The 20,826-nt window shown below is 38.5% G+C and carries 11 protein-coding genes and 1 other annotated feature (1 of these 12 only partly in view); all 11 genes read left to right on the top strand.

Translation table 11 applies throughout. The annotated features are described in order from the left end of the window. The first annotated feature begins 82 nt into the window (after positions 1 to 82). The 11 genes from polA to LrDSM24759_RS07790 all read left to right on the top strand — a co-directional run bounded on the left by polA (position 83) and on the right by LrDSM24759_RS07790 (position 20,643). A complete protein-coding gene (gene polA, locus LrDSM24759_RS02175; RefSeq protein ID WP_117117862.1) occupies positions 83 to 2,746 on the top strand; it encodes a DNA polymerase I in 2,664 nt (887 codons plus the stop codon). A 33-nt stretch (positions 2,747 to 2,779) separates the two neighbouring features. Then, positions 2,780 to 3,607, top strand: coding sequence for a DNA-formamidopyrimidine glycosylase (gene mutM / locus LrDSM24759_RS02170; protein ID WP_117117861.1), 828 nt, complete (start codon positions 2,780 to 2,782; stop codon positions 3,605 to 3,607). Then, positions 3,607 to 4,224, top strand: coding sequence for a dephospho-CoA kinase (gene coaE / locus LrDSM24759_RS02165; RefSeq protein ID WP_117117860.1), 618 nt, complete (start codon positions 3,607 to 3,609; stop codon positions 4,222 to 4,224). Before mutM ends, coaE begins: the two co-directional genes overlap by 1 nt. After that, the gene (gene nrdR / locus LrDSM24759_RS02160) at positions 4,211 to 4,684 is read left to right on the top strand and encodes a transcriptional regulator NrdR (RefSeq protein WP_117117859.1); all 474 of its coding nucleotides are present in this window, start codon (positions 4,211 to 4,213) and stop codon (positions 4,682 to 4,684) included. Before coaE ends, nrdR begins: the two co-directional genes overlap by 14 nt. A gap of 5 nt (positions 4,685 to 4,689) precedes the next feature. Continuing rightward, positions 4,690 to 6,039: a DnaD domain protein gene (locus LrDSM24759_RS02155; protein WP_117117858.1), complete on the top strand. Its 1,350-nt coding sequence runs from the start codon at positions 4,690 to 4,692 to the stop codon at positions 6,037 to 6,039. Positions 6,040 to 6,042: 3 nt separating this feature from the next. Next, a complete protein-coding gene (dnaI, locus tag LrDSM24759_RS02150; RefSeq protein ID WP_117117857.1) occupies positions 6,043 to 6,951 on the top strand; it encodes a primosomal protein DnaI in 909 nt (302 codons plus the stop codon). A 280-nt stretch (positions 6,952 to 7,231) separates the two neighbouring features. Then, positions 7,232 to 9,166 (top strand): threonine--tRNA ligase, encoded by a 1,935-nt coding sequence (gene thrS / locus LrDSM24759_RS02145; protein ID WP_117117856.1) that lies wholly within the window; start codon positions 7,232 to 7,234, stop codon positions 9,164 to 9,166. A gap of 230 nt (positions 9,167 to 9,396) precedes the next feature. Further along, complete coding sequence (locus LrDSM24759_RS02140) at positions 9,397 to 10,959, top strand: glycosyltransferase family 4 protein (protein ID WP_117117855.1); 1,563 nt, start codon at positions 9,397 to 9,399, stop codon at positions 10,957 to 10,959. Further along, positions 10,956 to 12,443, top strand: a complete 1,488-nt coding sequence (locus tag LrDSM24759_RS02135) for a glycosyltransferase (protein WP_117117854.1) — start codon at positions 10,956 to 10,958, stop codon at positions 12,441 to 12,443. The genes LrDSM24759_RS02140 and LrDSM24759_RS02135 overlap by 4 nt, the downstream gene beginning before the upstream one ends. Positions 12,444 to 12,523: 80 nt before the next feature. Next, a complete protein-coding gene (locus tag LrDSM24759_RS02130; RefSeq protein ID WP_117117853.1) occupies positions 12,524 to 19,324 on the top strand; it encodes a YSIRK-type signal peptide-containing protein in 6,801 nt (2,266 codons plus the stop codon). A 17-nt stretch (positions 19,325 to 19,341) separates the two neighbouring features. Next, a complete protein-coding gene (locus LrDSM24759_RS07790; protein ID WP_117117852.1) occupies positions 19,342 to 20,643 on the top strand; it encodes an LPXTG cell wall anchor domain-containing protein in 1,302 nt (433 codons plus the stop codon). A gap of 102 nt (positions 20,644 to 20,745) precedes the next feature. After that, positions 20,746 to 20,826 (top strand) — a sequence feature (ribosomal protein L20 leader region) (it continues 30 nt past the right edge of the window).

Below are 20,826 nucleotides of genomic sequence, written 5' to 3'. Positions count from 1 at the left end.
ACTAATCGATCTTAAAAACTGTTAGAATAGACTCATAAAAGTTCTTCTAACAGCTTTTTTCTTCAAGGAGATAATTAAAGATATGGCTCAAAAAAAATTACTTTTAATCGATGGAAATTCAGTTTCTTTTAGAGCATTCTATGCACTCTTTCGCCAACTTGAAAATTTTAAAAGTCCAGATGGTCTTCATACTAATGCCATTTTTGGCTTTAAAAATATGCTTGATGCCTTATTAAAAGATGTTGAACCAGACAACGTTTTGGTTGCTTTTGATGCTGGCAAAGTCACTTTTAGAAATGAAATGTATGATGATTATAAAGGTGGCCGTCAAAAAACACCAAGCGAATTATCAGAACAATTACCAGTTATCCGCGAATTACTAAAGGATATGGGGATTGAAAGTTATGAATTAAAGAATTATGAAGCTGATGATATTATTGGGACGTTTGCCACTTTAGGTGAAGAAAATAATATGCAAGTCACGATCGTGACAGGAGATCGAGATTTAACCCAATTAGCTTCTGATAAAGTTACAGTAATGGTCACTAAACGTGGGGTTAATGACTTAGAAGCTTATACACCTGAACATATGAAAGAAGTTAATGGGGTTACTCCCACTGAATTTATTGATATGAAAGCTCTGATGGGTGATAGTTCAGATAATTATCCAGGTGTTGAGGGAATTGGCCCTAAAACTGCTTCAAATTTAATTCAAAAATATGGTTCAGTTGAAGGACTTTATGAACATATTGATGAGCTTAAAGCTTCTAAGCGTAAAGAACGTTTAATTAGAGATAAAGACAAGGCTGTTCTCGGTAAAAAATTAGCAACTATCGACCGTCATGCACCAGTCACGATTACTTTGGCAGATACTAAGTTGCGTGAGCCAGACCAAGCAGCCTTACGTCAATTATATGAAAGACTTAATTTTAGAAGTTTTTTAGCTAAAATGAATGCGAGTGCAGATGGAACAAACGAAGAATCTGCAACTGAAACTTACACTTTTGAAGAATTAAATTCAGAAAATATTGACGAACTAACTAATATTAAGGGGCAAGAAGTCACCTTTTACTTGGCAATGCTCGGAGAAAACTATCATCTTGCACCAATTGAAGGCTTTTGCATCAAAGCCAATGGCAAAATTTATGCTAGTGAAAATAGTGAACTTTTAACTGAGCCAGTCTTAAAAGATTTATTGGAAGATAAAAATATTAAGAAAAACGTTTTTGATATCAAACGTACCTTAGTTGGGTTGGATCGTCTTGGTATCAAGGCTCAAGGCTTGGATTATGATATGCTTTTAGCCTCTTATTTAGTTAATAATGAAAATAATTCCAATGATCTTGGGGAAGTTGCTCATTTATATGGTGAATATTCCGTAAAAAGTGATTTAGAAGTTTATGGTAAGGGTAAAAAAGCTGCCGTTCCTGAAAAAGATATTTTTTATAATCACCTAGCTGCTAAAGTTGCTGTCATTGAAAAATTAAAACCAGAATTATTAGAAAAACTAAAAGATCATGAACAAGATGATTTGTATGATAATATTGAAATTCCAACGGCATATGTTTTAGCCAAAATGGAACGTAATGGTTTTAAGGTTAATGCTTCAACTTTAGAAGAGTTGGATCAAGAGATTTCTAAAAAATTAACAGAATTAGAATCCACAATTTATCAACAGGCTGGTGAAGAGTTTAATATTAATTCTACTAAGCAATTAGGTCATATCTTGTTTGAAAAGCTCGGTTTACCACCAATTAAGAAAACCAAGACCGGCTATTCAACTTCAGTTGAAGTCTTAGAAGCCTTAAAAACTAAGAGCCCAATTGTTTCTAAAATACTTGATTATCGTCAATTAAATAAACTGGAATCAACCTATATAAAGGCTTTACCTGAGTGGATTATGTCAGATGGAAAAATCCATACTCGTTACTTACAGACTTTAACTGCTACGGGCCGTTTGTCTTCGGTTGATCCAAACTTACAAAATATACCAACTAAAACTGAAGAAGGTAAGCAAATTAGAAAGGCCTTTGTACCTTCTACACCAGATGGTTATATTTTTTCTTGTGATTATTCACAAGTGGAATTACGTGTTTTAGCTCATGTTTCAGGTGATGAAAATATGCAAGAAGCCTTTAAATCAGGCTATGATATCCATGCTCATACAGCGATGCGTATTTTCCATCTAGATTCACCTGATGAAGTAACGCCATTAATGCGTCGTCACGCCAAGGCGGTTAACTTTGGAATTGTTTATGGGATTTCAGATTATGGTCTATCTAAAAATATAGGAATTAGTCGTAAACAAGCCAAAGAATTTATTGAAAATTACTTTGAACAATATCCACAGATTAAAGATTATATGGATAAGGCGATCAAGGAAGCACGTGAAAAGGGCTATGCCGAAACAATTATGCACCGCAGACGTTACTTACCTGATATCCATGCCAAGAACTTTAATGTCAGATCATTTGCGGAAAGAACAGCAATTAATTCGCCAATTCAAGGTAGTGCAGCTGATATTATTAAAATTGCCATGATTAATATGCAAAAGAAATTAGATGAGCTAAAGCTCAAGACTAAAATGGTCTTACAAGTTCACGACGAATTGATTTTTGATGTTCCTCAAGATGAATTAGAAACTATTAAGAAGATCGTTCCTGAGGTCATGCAATCAGCCATTAAATTAGATGTACCTCTAATTGCGGATTCAAATTGGGGTCATAATTGGTATGATGCAAAATAAAAGCCAGTAAATTTTATAAGGAGAAAGATTCAAGTGCCTGAGTTACCAGAAGTAGAGACAGTAAGAAGAACTTTAGAACCTTTAATTAAAGACAAAACGATCAAAAACGTTACTGTTTGGTATCCTAAAATTATTATGGGGGATGCAGAACAAGTAGCTAAACAATTAAAAGGAAAAAAGATCATTACTGTGGATCGGTATGGTAAATACCTCTTAATTCGCTTATCTGATGATTTAACCTTAGTTTCGCATCTAAGAATGGAAGGAAAATATCGTTTAGTTACTCCCGAGCGACCAAAGCAAAAACATGAGCATGTTCAGTTCGAATTTACTGATGGAACTGCTTTACGCTATGATGATGTTCGTAAATTTGGGAGGATGCATTTAGTCGAAACGGGTACTGAAAGAATAACTACAGGAATTAAGCACCTAGGTCCGGAACCTAATTCTAGTGAATTTAGTATCAATTATTTTGAGAAGGCAATGGCTAAGAAAAAGAAAAATATTAAAAATACCCTGCTTGATCAAAGTGTTGTTTGTGGATTGGGAAATATTTATGTCGATGAAGTCTTATGGTTGAGTAAGATTCATCCCTTAAGTAGTGCCCAAAAGATCCCGCGTGAGCAAGTTAAAATTTTACATGATAATATTAATGAGATCATGCAAAAGGCAATTAAATTAAGAGGGACAAGTGTCCATACCTTCCTTGATGCAGCAGGTACTTCAGGCAATTATCAAAATGAACTGAAGGTTTATGGTCATGCAGGCCAGCCTTGTGTGAGATGTAGTACAAAATTAGAAAAAATTAAGGTAAATGGCAGGGGGACAACTATTTGCCCGACCTGTCAGGTGGTATATTAATGACAGTATATTTAGGATTAACTGGTGGAATTGCAACTGGAAAAAGTGCAGCTAGTAATTATTTTATTAATCAGGGAGTACCGGTAGTGGATACCGATAAGATTGCTCATGAATTAATGAAACCAGGAAAAAGAAACTATCAAGGTATTGTTGAATATTTCGGTAAAGGGATTCTTAATCAAGATTTATCAATTAATCGCAAGGTCTTAGGACAGATTGTGTTTAATGAAGCAGAACAACTTGCTGCTTTAAATGCAATTACACACCCTGGGATTAGAGACGAAACCATGCTTCAAATGCAGCGTTACCATGAAATGGGTTATCGGATTTGTGTGGTGGATGTCCCTTTGCTTTTTGAAGCGGGATTGGAAGAAATTGTGGATAAAACTTTAGTTATTTACACAACGCCTGAACTTGAATTAGAACGCTTGATGCAACGCGATCATTTGAATAGTAGTGCTGCATTGGAACGTATTCATAGTCAAATGCCTTTGACACAAAAAGTTAAAAAAGCTGATTATGCAATTGAAAATACTGGTACAATAGATGAACTAGAACGAAATTTAGGTAATTTACTTGATGAATTGAGAAAGGTTGAGGAAGATGGAATGTCCTAATTGTCATCAAAATTCTTCTCGAGTAATTGATTCGCGACCGAGTGATGAAAATAGAGCGATTAGACGACGCCGAGAATGTGAAAACTGTGGTTTTCGCTTTACTACATTTGAAAGAATTGAGCAGGCTCCACTTCTAGTAATAAAAAATGATGGAACACGCGAAGCCTTTAGCCGTGACAAAATATTACATGGAGTAGTGATGGCGGCTCAAAAACGTCCAATTTCAAGTTATCAATTAGGGACTTTGGCTGATCATGTGGCTAATGCTGTTCGTAAACAAGGAGTTTCTGAAATTTCATCCAAAGAAATTGGTGAATTGGTAATGAAAGAGTTAGCTAATTTAGATGATGTGGCTTATATCCGCTTTGCCAGTATTTACCGCCAGTTTAAAGATGTTTCTGGGTTTATGGATGCAATGGAAGATATGATCAAAAAGCATAACAATGATAAGGGGAATTAAAGTAAATGTACGCTAGTACAAATCCTAAACAACCTTTTTATGTTGCTAATCAGATTGTTTTAACAACCAAGGATCAAAAAGTCTTAACGAAACTTTATCAACCTTTGGTAGGAGTCTTAGGAATAGGCTTATATACTACCTTAGTAAATGAATTTGACACAATTCCGTTTGCTGGTGATTATAAGACGCTTTATCAATTGCAAGACCAAACTGATAGTGATTTAAAAAGTATCTTTTCAAGCTTACATCATTTAGAAGCCGTCGGCCTTTTGAAGACCTATCTTGGTCAAAATCCAGTCTTGGGTGAAGTGTTAATTTTCCAATTATTACCAGTTCCAAGTCCTCAAGAATTTTTTAAAACCTTTTTACTTTCTAGTTTATTAAGAGAAAAACTTGGAACGGTCAGTTTTGAACGATTAGTTAAAGAGTTTACTCCTCGTCAATTTTCAGGATTAAAAGATGCTGCTGAAGTAACAGCTGGATTTTTTGATGTTTTCCATTTATCACAAGATACGGCTATTGAGCCTCCACCGGCAGTGAAAGAGGCTAGTGAAAAAGTCGGCAAACCTGAAAAGATTCAAGTAGATTTGGGTGCTAGCGCACATAAGATAGATTGGGATTTTTTGATTGCTCTTTTTGATGCTTATCACATTAATAAAAATGAAATTGACAAACACCGCAGTGAAATAAGTCAATTAATTTCGTTTTATGATTTAAGTGAGCAAGATTTCATTAATGAAGCAATGTTAACCTTTTCTGCAGGTAAGTCTACGCTTGATATGCAAGCTATTGCAGCGGTAATCGCTGAAAATTATGGTAAAAAACGTACAAAGGCTTCAGTTCACAAGCAAATTACCCCTGCCAAAGATTCACTAGCAACTATTAAGAATTTGTCAGCTCAAGATGATGAACTTCTAAAAACAATTAATCAATATTCAACGATTGATTATCTTTATTACTTAAAAGAAGAAAAGGGCGGTTATGTTACAGCTAATGAAAAAAAGGTAATATACCGGTTACAGAATCAATATGGTTTAAGCCCACAGTTAATTAATGTACTGATTTATACCTGTTTAGAATATGATTCAGTCTTAGCACCAAATTTAGCTGATCGGATTGCTAATGATTGGTTACAAAAAGGTGTAACTACTGCTGTTCAAGCAATTGAATATGTAAAAAATAGACGAAAAAAATACCAGCAACGGCGTTACCAAGTCAAAAATAAACCAGTTAAAAAGACTAATAATTGGCAAAAACAAAAGAAGCAAGCAGCGCAAAACTCTAACCAAACTATGACCGAAGAAGAGATGAATCAAATCTTTAATGAGTTTGGAAAAGAAAATAAGAAGGAATAAACTATGGAGTCAATTTCAGAAGTAATCAGCAAAATTTTGAAGGAACGAAAAGTTCAAGGAAATAGTGTAGAATTGGCCAAAAGTTCACTTCAAAATCCAAAGGTTAAAAATTTTTTAACTACTCATCAAGCCGAAATTTCTAAAGATATGATTGCAGCTTCCTTAACTAATCTTTATATTTATGCTCAACAAGTTGAAAGTGCAAATGATAAAATCGTTGCCGATTATCAACCACAATTATTTATTAATGGTGGGATTATCGATATTACTTATGTGCCAACAAAGGCCAAAGCCTTAGCTAGCCAAGAAAAACAAACGGCTAAAAAAATTGAACTAATTGATTTACCGGCAAAATTACGTCAAGTAAAGTTAGCGGATGTAGAACAGACGCCTGAACGTAAACTAGCATTACTCGAAATTGCCAGTTTCTTAAAATCATTTGAACAAGATCCCCATACTCGGGGACTTTATCTGGAAGGTGATTTTGGCGTAGGAAAAACTTTTCTCTTAGCAGGTTTAGCTAATACGATTGCCTCTCGCGGATACCAAGTTAGCTTTTTGCATGTGCCCTCATTTATTGCAGGTCTTTCTAGTCATTTTTCAGATAATAGTTTAAATCAAGAAGTGGATCGCTTAGCGAATGTACCTGTTTTAATTTTAGATGATATTGGGGCCGAAACTTTGAGTGAATGGTCGCGAGATGATATTTTGGGTGTGATTTTGCAAAAACGGATGGATAATGTTTTACCGACATTTTTCTCTTCTAATATGGACATGAAACAATTAGAAGAACATTTTGCTGAAACCAGAAATAATCTGGATGAAGTAAAGGCAAAGCGATTAATGGAACGAGTTCGTTTTTTAAGTAAGGAAGTTTTTGTCGATGGGGCCAATCGTCGTAATCCTTCATAAAGAAAAAATTAAAAATATGCTTGCAACTCAAGCAAGAGCTAGTATAATAAAAATCAATGAAAGACATGACAATTTCTAGTTCAGAGACAAGGATCTAGTTCTGGAAATCCTTGATTAAGAAATTGCCCCAATTTCATCAGCCCAAATATAAATATTTGATTAGGTAACATTAACAACCTGTAGAGGAGCCAGTCTAAACTAGCTCGAATTTTGGGTGGAACCACGTACTTTAACGTCCCAGTGCATTAAGCACTGGGATTTTTTTATTTGGAGGTAAAAAATGAGTTTTTCTGTAACTTTACCAGATGGATCAAAAAAAGAATTTGACCAAGCAGTATCTGTGAAGGATTTAGCATCTTCAATTGCTACTTCTCTTGGCAAAGCTGCTGTTGGAGCAAGAATTGATGGTCATTTAAGACCTTTAGATTACATGATTGATGGTGATGTAGAAGCAGCCATCGTCACTGATAAGGATGAAGAAGGTTTAGATATTTTACGTGCAACCACTGCATTCTTACTTGAAGCAATTGCTAAACGTGAATATCCTGAATTACGCCTTGGTATGCATGAAGCTGATGAAGGTGGCTTCTTTGTAGATACTGATAAGAGCGATCAAATTAAGATTACTGAATTACCAAAACTTGAAAAGGCCATGGAAAAGGCTATTAAGAATGGTGAAAAAATTGAATTCGCTACTATGAGTAAGAGTGAATTACAAGAAATTTTCAAAGACGATAAATTTAAACTTGAATTACTTGAAAAAGAAGATAATGAAGTTGAAGTTTACAAGTTAGGTGACTTTGTTGATTTTGGCTTTGATGCTTTACTACCAAATACTGGTAAGATTAAGAACTTCAAGCTTTTATCAGTAGCTGGTGCTTACTGGTTAGGTAAATCTTCAAACCCAATGTTACAAAGAATCTTTGGTACTGCTTTCTTCAAGAAGAGTGCTTTAGAAGAAGACTTAAAGCGTCGTGAAGAAATCAAAGAAAGAGACCACCGTACTATTGGTCGTGACTTAGATTTATTCTTCGTTGATCCTAAAGTTGGTGCTGGTCTTCCTTACTGGATGCCAAAGGGTGCTACTATTCGTCGTACAATTGAACGTTACATTGTCGATAAAGAAGTTGCTGATGGTTACCAACACGTTTATACACCAGTTTTAATGAATGTTGACGCCTACAAGACTTCTGGTCACTGGGCACACTACCGTGATGACATGTTCCCACCAATGGATATGGGTGATGGCGAAATGCTTGAATTACGTCCAATGAACTGTCCTTCACATATTCAAATTTACAAGCACCACATTCGTTCATACCGTGAATTACCAATCAGAATTGCCGAATTAGGTATGATGCACCGTTACGAAAAATCAGGTGCTCTCTCAGGACTTCAACGTGTACGTGAAATGACTTTAAACGATGGTCACACTTTCGTAGCCTTAGATCAAATTCAAGAAGAATTTGCTAAAGTTTTGAAGTTAATCATGGATGTTTACGAAGACTTTGATATTACTGATTACTACTTCAGATTATCTTACCGTGATCCAAAGAACACTGATAAGTACTTTGCAAATGATGAAATGTGGGAAACTGCACAAAAGATGCTTAAGGGTGCAATGGATGATCTTGGCTTAGATTACGTTGAAGCAGAAGGTGAGGCTGCCTTCTACGGTCCAAAACTTGATATCCAAACTAAGACAGCTTTGGGTAACGACGAAACTATGTCAACTATCCAATTAGACTTCATGCTTCCAGAAAAATTTGACTTGAAGTATGTTGGTAAAGATGGTGAAGAACACCGTCCAGTTATGATCCACCGTGGTATTGTTGGTACGATGGAAAGATTTATTGCTTACTTAACTGAAATTTACAAGGGTGCTTTCCCAACTTGGCTTGCACCTGTTCAAGCAGAAATTATTCCAGTTAATGAAGATGCTCATGGTGAATATGCTGAAAAGGTTAAAGAAGAATTAACTAAGCGTGGCTTTAGAGCTGAAGTAGATCACCGTAACGAAAAGATGGGTTACAAGATTCGTGAATCTCAAACTCAAAAGGTTCCTTACACTTTAGTTTTAGGTGATGATGAAATGAATGCTAATAGTGTTAATGTTCGTCGTTACGGAACTGAAGAACAAATTTCTAAGAGTTTAGATGACTTCATTAATGAAATTGATGCTGATGTTAAATCTTACTCACGTAAAAATAAATAATCTTAACAAAAAAGGGTTCTCAGAAGAGAGCCCCTTTTTTGTTGTTTATTGTTATTCTTTGTTTATTAATTTTATTTAAATTAATTGAATAATAAGAAAAAACTAACTACAATATTTTGCTTTTTTGCCGTTTTATCGGTAAAATTTAGATTATAATAACAACAATAATCTAGTAAATTTTTGCTTGTGAAATACAGTTATTTAATTTGCTAATTACCAAGGAGAATTGCATGATTTATTTTATTAATTTTGGAATGCCAGATCATAAGTCTGGGATTGAACATGCCGAAATAAAAAGATTGAATTTATTTAAAAACCATAATCAACCAGCTAAAGTTATTGCACGTGATTGGAATCGTACTCTTCACCAAACTGCAAATGCATCTGGGGTAGATGATGATAGCTTATTAGGAATGTTTGATTATTTCCAAGATGCAACCAAGGTAGCTGCAAAGAACGTAACAGTTGATGATTTGGATTTTGGCGTTGTTAATACCAACCGGGAAGATGAAACAGATAAAAATCGTTATTTAGTTACCAATGCAGCTAATGGGAAGTTAGTTGCTCGTGTGAATTATGATCCGGTCCATGATCGTCAAGTCGTATCAACTGAATTATTTGATGAATACGGCAATCTTTACCGTGTAGATCATTATGATTCACGTGGATTTAGATCATTAATTCAATGGTATACACCTGATAACAAGATCGGTAATGAAGAATGGTTAACTCCTGATGGTCGAACTGTAGTTAGAACGTTTAATAAGTTTGATATTCACCACAAGTTAGTTAAAACCGGTTGGTGGTTACAAGAAAAGAATGGTGAAATTCATACTTTTGATACCATTGATGAATTATTCGAACATTTTCTAAATCGAATTAATGAAAAAGGTAATAATATCTTTATCCTTGACCGTTCGCTTTTGGCAGATGGTGCTTTAACTAGATTGAAGAAGCCAGCTTATACAGTTATGCACTTACATAATTCACAAGCGGGGGATGCCCAAGATCCACTTCATTCAATTGTTAACAATAACTACGAATATGCTTTGGCAAATCTTGATCGTTATTCTTCTGTGGTTTCAGCAACTCAACGTCAAACAAATGATGTGATTGAAAGATTCAAACCTAAGGCCAAAATGTTTACCATCCCAGTTGGGATTGTTGATAATGAAACTTTAAATGAAGATCACGTTGCTATGGATAAACGTACTTTTGGTAAAGTAATCGCTGTGGCCCGCATTGCCTATGAAAAACGTTTAGATGATTTAGTCCGAGCAGTTAAAATTGTTCATGATCAAGTTCCAGAAGTAACTTTAGATCTTTATGGTTATGCTGATTCTTCAAATAATTATGGTGAAAAACGCAAGATTGAAAAGTTAATCAAGGAATTAAATCTTGAAGATGTTGTAACTTTTAAGGGCTATACCAATGATATCGCCAAGGTTGAAAAGGATGCGCAAGTCTTTGGCTTAACTTCTAGAATGGAAGGATTTAACTTAGCTGTCATGGAAGCTTTATCACATGGTGTCATCGGTGTAACTTATGATGTTAACTATGGTCCAAATGATATCGTCGTTGATGGCAAAAATGGTTATATTGTTGATTTTGGTGACTACAAGGCTTTGGCTGAAAAGATGCTCAAGATCTTTAAGGATAAGAAGTTAATGCAAGAACTTAGCGATGGCTCATATGAAACCAGTGAACGATTCTCAGATGAGAATGTGTGGAATGCATGGCAAGATTTAATTAAAGATGCAGAAAAGACATTGGGAGGTGCAGTGAAAAAATGATTTATTTAGTAGGAGAAAACGTATTTACTTTTAATTCAGGTACTGAATTCTCTCAATTTGAAAGATTGAATGCTTTTAATAATAATGATAAGCACGTTGTCTTATTACTACGTAATTATAACCGCATGCTTAGCAATGAAGTTAAGAAGCATGGCTTAAGACAAAAAGATGTCATCAACATGTATGATTACTTCCAAGGCACAGTTAAAACTAGACGCAAGGAACAATCCTTACGTTTGCTTGATAGTATTCCCCTCACTGATTACCACATTGTTGGAGTAGATAATAACTATTCTAATATCGAATATAAAGGTAAAAAAATTGGAGAAATTCGTGTTATGCCAGCTACTGTTGGACTAGTGGGATCGATTGAATATTATGATTCACTTGGCCAAACTGCAGTCAAAGAATATTGGGACTGGCGTGGCTTTAAGTCAATGGTTGAAACTTACCATCCAGATGGTTCAGTTGCAATGCAGCAATACTTACGTCAAGATGGTAGTCCAGCAATTGAAGTAACCCACATGTACATTGGTGATAAAGTACTACCAACCATGTGGAAGTTAATTAATTATAAGGGAAGAGATTGGCAATTTAGAACTGAAGATCAACTCTATACTTTCTTCCTTAATGAAATTAACAACCAAGAACCAGGCACATTTATTTCTGATCGTCGAACTTTAGATAGTTCAGTCTTAAATGTTGAAAATGCGGATAAGAAGATTTCTTATCTTCACAGTGTGCCGTTTAAAGACTATAACCGTCCACAACAAGGATTAATGGATGTTTACGAACGCGCAGTGAATGGTGAAAATGGGAAAGAATTTGATTATGTGATTTTGCCTACACAAGATCAAGCCGATGAAGTAGCGAAATTAACGACTGCACAAAGTCAAGTAGTGGCTGCTCCTGATAGCTATGTCAAAGCTGGTAAGGCAAAAGAATTAGGCCAAGAAATTAATTTGGTCTATGTTGGTCGTTTGGCTGCTGAAAAGCACACCGACGATGTGATCAAGGCCTTTAAACATATCAGTAATAAGTTGCCTGAAGCTAAGCTCAAATTACAAGGATATTTTGGTAGTGGTGAGTATGAAAAAGAACTCAAAGAACTAGTTAAAAAGTTAGATTTAACTGATAAAGTTGAGTTCGTTGCCTATGATCCAGCTAAACAAGTTCTGCAAGATGGAACTTTATTCTTGAATGCGAGTCATAGTGAAGGATTCGGAATGAATATGCTTGAAGCTTTAGCAAGCGGTATACCAGTAGTAACTTATGCTGTTGACTATACTAGAAATAACTTAATTAAAGATGGAGTAAATGGCTTTAATGTGGTTAAAACAACACCAGTTGGTTTGGCTAATAAAGTTTTAGAGCTTTTGGGTGATAGTAAAGAATATGCTAACCTTTCTCAAGGAGCAATTCAGACAGCTAAAGAAAATTCTGAAGCTAACTTTATGAAACAATGGGATAAATTTATAGATTAATTATTTTATTTTAGTAGTTGGATATGCTAAGTTAGTTTAGATAGATAAATTTACTTAGATGAAGAATAGGGGAAATTTTAATGTCTAGAAAAGACTTACATAAAAAAGAGGTTTTCTCTTTACGAAAATTATCCGTTGGTTTAGCCAGTGTGATGATTGGTTCGTTTTTCTTTTTATCTCATGATACCGACTTAGTACATGCTGATGAAGTGAAAGAACCAGAATCAGCTGCTGTAGACCAAGCTACGCTTGATGCTGCAGGAGAACTAGCCAACGATACACACTTAACTGATCAAATTTCACATGATAGCGAAGCAACAACTGCAAGTGAAGCTGTTACACCTCAAAGTGCAAGTATATCAGTTGCTGACGTACAAGTAAGTGCTGCTAGTGCTGAGATTAGCAGTCAATCAGCATCCTCAGCAAGCGATAGCAAAGAAGCTGATGAACTTGCTCATAAAGAAGCTGATGAACTTGCTCATAATGAAGTAAGTAAAAATAGTAGTGCTGAAGTTGATACAGATCAAGTGCAAATTGCTAATCTTGTAGAAGCTAACGCTGATAATGTTCAATTAGGTGAATCAAAGGTTGCATCTAATGCAACTGACTTTTCACAATATGTTGATAATGCTAATTCAATGGCATCAATTGCTACAAGTTATGCAAATCAAGCAGATTTATCTAGTGCTACGACTGCATTGTCTAATGCTACTAGTGTAGCTAATTCAATTTCTAGTTTTGATCAGTCAATTACAAACTCAATTCCTACGATTGGACCAGATTCAAGCTATACTTTAACCGGATTTCCACCTGCTGCGGTTCAAGATGATATGGCATCTTTAGCCGATCTTTATAATGAAAGTGAAGACGACGACGGAAACACAATAACAATTGCAGATTATATTAATGATTCATTGGCAAGTGCAGCTGCAGCAGCAAGTAGTGCAAGTAGCCTCGCTACAAGTATTGCCAGTGCCGTTGATAAATATAATAATGAGACAAATGCAGATTCAAAAGCGAGTTTGGCACAAAGTTTAAGTTCAAGTCTTGATAGTGCGATGGCTTCAGTAGCTAGCTATGCAAAAGATACTATTAGCTTTGTCCAAAGTGCTCAAAGTCAGTATCTTTCAGCAGCAAGTACTGCAACTAGTTTAACGGCAGATATTATTAGTGAAACAGCTACTGCTCTAGATTCTATCGCAAGTGTGGCTACCAGCAATGCGCCAGTAGCGAGTTCAGTAGCTAATGAATTGAGCAGCTACAGTAATAGCTATCCAAATGGTATTACAGTTTCTGGATATCCAATTGGTACTGCCACTTCTGTAAAACCTGCGGAAACTAAGGTAGATTCCTTGTCTAGTGCGGCCGACAGTGTTGCTAGTTTGGCTGTAGGTCTCTCCAATGTTGCCAGTTCAGCTCGTGAAACAGCCGCACAGTTAAGTTATGCAGCTATTGATGAAAGTACTATGCATAGTGCTACCAGTGCAGCAACTCAAAAGGCTAGTGATTTAACTGCTGCTATTGAAGCTTTAAGCCAAAATAATACTAGTGAGGCGGATGCAAGTTTGAGTGCCGCTGCAAGCAGTAATACTGATTTTGCAAATATTAATAATCAAATTAATAATATGGCACCAATTCTTGATAAAACTAGCACTTCAAGCCCAATTGGGGTAGCTCAAAGTCTTGCTAATGAAGCAAGTGCCCTTGCAGGAATTGGTGAAGCTGCCAGCACATTTGCAAAGAAGGAAGGATTAGTTGCTGCGCAAATCCTGCTCTTTGAAGTTCAAGTGGCAGCTGCTAAGGAAACAATTACAAGTGCTGCAAGTGCTGCAAGTAGTGCTCAAACTGCTGCTTCTAGTGCTACCGCTTCAGTAGCTACTAAAAGTAATGCAATTAGTCAATTAGTTGATCAGTATCCAGATCAATTAGCCTCTTATGCTAAGGCAGCAAGTAGTGCATATAACATCTCATCTACTGCAACTGGAGATGTTCCCAGTCAGGGGGCAAAAATTAATGCAGCTTCAAGTAGTGTTGCAAGGGCAACAAGGGTAGCAGATTCAGGTTATAATAGAAGAAATGGTGCTATTACAAACGCTGCGAATGTTCTCGCTGGGGATGTTAATACGGCGCATTTAATGTATAATATGACCTCTGATACAGCAGTCGCAATGGGAAATCCTTTTTATTCAGTTTTATATACAGCCTTGGCAAGTCTGCCTCAAAAGCTAGCATCTTATGCTAGTGAGGTAAATGCAGTAACCAGTAGTGCTGCTGCTGCTCAGCTTGCAGCTTCAAGTGCTGAATCTGATGCGCAAAGAGCTCAACAAGCGGTTGCTGATATTGATTTAGCTTATGAAAATACTGTTAGTGACTACATTAAGCTTAAGTCAGAAGCTGCCTCAACAGCTGTTTCAAGTGCAGCAGTTGATTCTACTACTGCTTCAAGTGCAACTAGTTCTGCACAATCTGCTCAAGATGCTGCAAGTTCAGCTGCTTCAAGTGCAAAGGATAACATGTCTAGTGCAAATAATGAAGTTAATAGTGCTGCAGATGATTTAAATAGTCTCACTAATTTGTCAAGTGCAAATGCTGATAATAAAGTTGTAGCTGACAATTTAACCAAAGCTACCACAGCTAAATCTAATGCAGATAGTTATGCTAAGGTAATTGCAGATAATAGTGATCTTGCAAGTTCGGCTGCTGCAACTGCCGCAAAAGAAACAGCTACCGCTGCAACAGCAAGTAGTACTGCATCACAAGCAGCAAGTAGCGCAGCCAGTTATGCCGCTCTTGTAGATACTGCTAAGGCAAATGGTGATACTTCAGCAGCAAGTAGTGCTGCGTCACAAGCAGCTGCTCAAGCAGTTATTGCGTCCCAAGCTAAGAGTGCCGCTCAAAGTGCTGCAACTGCTGCAAGCTTAGCTCAATCAACTGCTAATGCAGCATTAGCTTCAATTGCAAGTGCTCAAACTTCACTTACCAGTGAAGCAAACAAGATTGTGGATTATTTAAGTGCAGCTCAAACTAATGTAGAACAAGCTAGTGCTGCCAGTTTAGCTGCCAGTCAAGCAAATTCAGGAGCAATTGCTGACAAGACAAATACTGATCAAACTCAAACAGACATTAATAGTGCAGCTAGTGATATTAAGACCGCAAGTAGTGCTGCAGACTCTAGTGCAACTGAAGCTGGTTCATATTCTTCAAGTGCTGCAAGTCAAGCAGATTCATTAGCTACTGATCTTACTTCTTACTCAGATAATCCAATTGTAGTTAGTGCCGCAAGTAGTGCTAAGAGTTTAGCTGGAGTATCAAGTACAGCTGCAAGTAATGCAGTTACTCAAGCTCAATCAGCTAAAGATTTAGCTTCAACTGCTGATTCATTAACAAATGCTGCAAGTAATGCGGCTACTAAGGCAAGCAGTGCCGCTAGCGCCGCAACTAGTGCTAGTGCAGCCGCAAGTAGTTATGCCGCTTTAGGTGATATCGCTAATGCTCAATCAGCTGCAAGTGCCGCAAGTAATGCAAGTACAGCTGCCAGTGAAGCTGCAAGCACTGCCGCAAGTTTATTATCAGATGCTAAGAAGACTTCTGAAAGTGCATCTAGCGCTGCTAGTGCTGCAGATTCATATGCTAGTGCTGCCAAAGTAGCAAGGGTAGCTGCTTCAGTTGCTGCTAGTGATGCTGATCAAGCAATTTTAGCAGAAAGCTATGCAAGTAATGCAGCAAGTCAGGCTAGCCAAGCTCAATCAAGTGCCGCAACTACAGCTGCTACTTCAACTGCTGTTTCATCTAGTGCTTCTCAAGCAGCTGGTTCAAATAGTCAAGCTTCAGATAATGCTACAAGTGCTGGTAAGAATTCAGATGTAGCTAAGAGTACTGCAGATGAAGTTGACTCAATGGCAAGTGAGCATCCAACTAATCCATTAGTAAGTAGTGCAGCAACTAGAACTAATAATGATTCACAAGCCGCAAGTAGTGCCGCTACTAAGGCAAGCAGTGTTGCAGATGTAGCAAGCTCAGCTGCTCAAGATGCTGCAACTCAAAGTTCTGCTGCAAATGCTGCAAGTGAAGCTGCAAGTAGTGCAGCCGCAAAAGCCTCAAGTGCCGCCAGCGATGCCGCAAGTTTTGCTAAAGAAGGAAACGTCAGTGCTGCAAGTAGTGCTGCCAGCGTTGCTTCAGCTGCTAACTCAGATGCCGCGAAAGCCTCAAATGCTGCAAGTGTAGCCAGTGAAGCTGCAAGCATTGCTAACTCAATCACTTCAAGTGCTGCTAGTGAAGCTGCTTCATACCAAGCTATTGCCTCAAGTGCCGCCAGCGACGCAGAAGTTGCCAAGAGTGAAGCTAGTGAAGCAATTGTTGGTGAAAGTGCCGCAAGTGAAGCAAGCGAAGCTGCTAAATCTGCTTCAGCTGCCTCAACTGCAGTTAACTCATACGAAGTAGTTGCAAGTAGCGCAGCTAGCGTAGCAAGAGATTACAATAGTAATGCAAATAGCGCGTCTACTTCAGTTGCTCATACTGCTGAAGATACTAAGGCTATTGCCGATCAAGTAGCCTCAATGGCAAGTGAACATGCAAGTAATGAAGTAGTTTCAAGCGCAGCCGCAAAGGCTTCAAGTGCAGCAACTGCTGCAAGTTCAGCTGCAAGTAGTGCAGCTAGTGTAGCATCATATGTAAGCTCAGTTACTAGTGATGCTGCAACTCAACGTTCAATTGCTGCTGATCAAGATCATATTGCAAGTGAACAAGCAAAAATTGCTAATAGTGCTGCTAGCGCTGCTGATGCTGCATATAAGGCAAGTAATGCTAGTGCAGCTGTCAGTTTGGCTGCGGTAGCTAGTGCCGCTAAGAGTGCAGCACAAAGTGCTGAAGCAGTAGCTTCAAGTGCTGCCAGTCAAGCTCTTGTAGATGAAAGTGAAGCAAATAAATCAATTGCAACTCTCAATAGCTATGCGCAAGATGCTTTGAATTTTGAAAGTGAAGCTAGTGCTGCTAAGAGTGAAGCAATTAATAACATTTTGGAGAATGTAGTCGATGATGCAATTGCTAGTGGTGCCGCCAGTGCCGTTGATTCTTCAGCTCTAAAGACTCAATCTTATGCAAGTCAAGCTTCGAGTTCAGCTAAGGAAGCTAACAGCTCAAGTACTGTAACTAGTGAAAATACTAATTCAGCAGCCAGTCAAGCAAGTGCCGCTAGTGATACAGCTACTGCAGTATCTTCAATGGCTGATGCTCATCCAACTAATTCCTTAGTATCAAGCGCTGCAGTCAAGGCTAATAGTGCTGCCAAGCGTGCAAGTAGTGCCGCTAGTGCAGCAAATGTGGCTAAAACTAATGCAGATTCAGCAAGTAGCATTGCTAGTGAAGCTTATGATGCTGCAAAAGTTGCTGATGATTTAGCAAGTAGTGCCGCTAATGCTGCAAATGTAGCCAAAAGTGAAGCTGATTCAGCTGCTGCTGAGGGTAACACTGCTATAGCAAGTAGTGCCGCAAGCGTAGCTAGAAGTGAAGCAGCTGTAGCTAAGAGTGCAGAAAGTACTGCTCAAAGTGCTGCAAGAAAGGCAAGCAGTGCTGCAAGTATTGCCAGTCAGGCCGCAAGTGCTGCAAGTTCAATGGCCGAAATTGCAAGCCAAGCAAACAGCACAGCAGAGGTTGCTAAGAGTGAAGCCAGTGATGCCATTAGAGGTGAAATTGCTGCAAGTTCAGCAAGTCAAGCCGCAAATAATGCCGCTGATGCACATACAAATGCCACTTCAGATGAATCAGCCGCAAGTAGTGCCGCCAGTGCTGCTGGAAGTTACAGTCAAAGCGCTGCTGATCTTTCAAGTACAGCTACTAGTCAAGTAAGTGATGCTCAAAGTAATGCAGATGATGTAGCAAGCTTAGCTAGTGAACATCCAACTAATAGTGTGGTAGCAAGTGCCGCTGATAAGGCTAATAGTGCTGCAAGTAATGCTAAGTCAGCTGCCAGTGCTGCAAGTAGTGCTGCAGTAGTATCTTCAACTGCAGCAAGCAGTGCAGTTGTTGAACATTCTACTGCCAGTGAACAAAATAGTATTGCCAGTGAAGCCGCAAGTAATGCTGCTGATTTAGCAAGTAAGGCTGATAGTGCCTACAAGGCTAGTGATGCTTCAATGGCTGAAAGTTTAGCTAGTGAAGCTTCAAGTGCCGCTTCTCTTGCAAGCAGTGCCGCCAGTGCTGCTTCAAGTGCTGCCAGCCAAGCAATTATCGACGAAGAAACTGCTAAAACTCATGCCGAGCTTGCTTCAAGTGCTGCTAGTGATGCATTTAATTTTGATAGTGAGGCAAGCGCAGCAAAGAGTGAAGCAGAAGATAACTTAAGTCAAGCTAGCGATGCTGTAGATAGTGCATCGAGTGCATCAAGTGCTGCAAGTAGTTCAGCAATTCAAACTAGTTCATATGCAAGTATTGCAAGTAGCGCCGCTAAGTCAGCAAGTTCAGATGAAAGTGCTGCATCCGACTCAACAAGTGCAGCAAGTTCATCAGTAAGTCAAGCTAGTGAAACAGCTAGCGAAGTAGCTTCAATGGCAAGTGACCATCCAAGGAATTCACTCGTATCAAGTGCTGCAGACAAAGTATCAAATGCTGCAAGTACTGCTAAGAGTGCTGCAGACAAGGCTTCAAGTGCAACTAGTGCCGCTTCAGAAGCTGCAAGTTTAGCAAGTGATGAATACAAGAAGGCCAGTGAAGCTGATGCAGTAGCTAAGAGTGCTGCAGATCTTGCTTCAAAGGCCAAGAGTGAAGCAGAAAGTGCTGCATCTGTAGGTGATACAAGCGCGCAAGTAGCGCAGCTGCTAAAGCAAGCAGCGCTGCAAGTGCCGCTAAGAGTGCAGAAAGTGCTGCAAGTACGGCTGCCTCAATAGCGCAAAGTCATGCCAGTGTGGCAAGTAGTGCTGCAAGTGTCGCAAGTTCAATGGCTGATATTGCCAGCCAAGCAAGTAGCACAGCTGAAGTGGCTAAGAGTGAAGCTAGCGATGCAATTAGAGGTGAAATTGCTGCAAGTTCAGCAAGTCAAGCCGCAAGTAGTGCCGCTGACGCACATACAAATGCAAGTTCAGCTGAATCAGCTGCAAGCAGTGCAGCCAGTGCAGCTGGTAGTTACAGTCAAAGTGCAGCTGATCTTTCAAGTACTGCTACCAGTCAAGCAAGTTTAGCTCAAAGTAATGCAGATAACGTGACAAGTTTAGCTAGTCAACATCCAACTAATAGTGTTGTTTCTAGTGCGGCCGAAAAAGCAAGTAGTGCTGCAAGTAATGCTAAATCAGCAGCTAGTGTAGCAAGCAGTGCCGCAAGTGTATCTTCAAGTGCTGCCAGTGAAGCTGTAGTTCAACGTTCTACTGCGAGTGAACAAAATAGTATTGCTAGTGCAGCAACCAAGAGTGCTGGAGATTTAGCTAGTGCAGCTGATAGTGCTTATAAGGCAAGTGAAGCTGATAAAGCTGAGTCATTAGCAAAGGAAGCTTCAAGTGCCGCCAGTGTAGCCAGCAGTGCCGCAAGTGCTGCTTCAAGTGCTGCCAGTCAAGCAATTATCGATGAAGAAAAAGCTAAAACTCATGCATCACTTGCTTCAAGTGCTGCCAGTGAAGCCTTTAATTTTGATAGTGAGGCAAGCGCAGCAAAGAGCGAAGCTGAAGCTAACTTAAGTGAGGCCAGCGAAGGCTCATCGTCAGCTGACTCAAGCGCTTCAAGTTCAGCATCAAGTGAAGGCTCATCATCAGCTGACTCAAGCGCTTCAAGTTCATCAGCCAGCGAAGGCTCATCATCAGCTGACTCAAGCGCTTCAAGTTCATCAGCCAGCGAAGGTTCATCATCAGCTGACTCAAGCGCTTCAAGTTCCGCAGCAAGTGAAGGCTCATCATCAGCTGATTCAAGTGCTGCAAGTTCTGCCGAATCAGAGGCTAGCTCAAGTGCATCTTCAGAAATTACATCAGGTTCTGATAATCAAGTTTCTACGAGTGAAGCTGATAGTACTAACAAACCAAATGGAGAAGGTTTATCAACTTCAGAAGCACATCACACTTCAATTGCTGAAAGTAAGTCAAATAGCAAAGCACGCTTACCACAGACAGGTCTTAAGGAAAATAACCAATCCCTTGGCATGCTCGGCCTATTATTAGCCGGTATCGGAAGTTTATTAGGACTTGCTGGTGCAAGCAAGCGTAGAAAAGATAAAGATCAATAAATAATTTGATTTGAATAAAGGAGTACTAACTTAAGAGAAAGTACTCCTTTTTCTATGAATTTGCTTGACGCTTATTTGAAGAATAGGTATAATATCATAGTTGAGAACAAGAAGAAGCACCCGCTTCTCGCCTAAGTGAACAACCTCTGGGCTAATCGATAATATCTGTTGATTAAAAGCGGG

Origin of the sequence: Lactobacillus rodentium (assembly GCF_003423665.1) — a bacterium.
In the GTDB taxonomy this organism is placed as follows: Bacteria; Bacillota; Bacilli; order Lactobacillales; family Lactobacillaceae; genus Lactobacillus; species Lactobacillus rodentium.
Note: the sequence above shows the minus strand (reverse complement) of the source record. Positions and strands in the feature narration are given on the sequence as shown.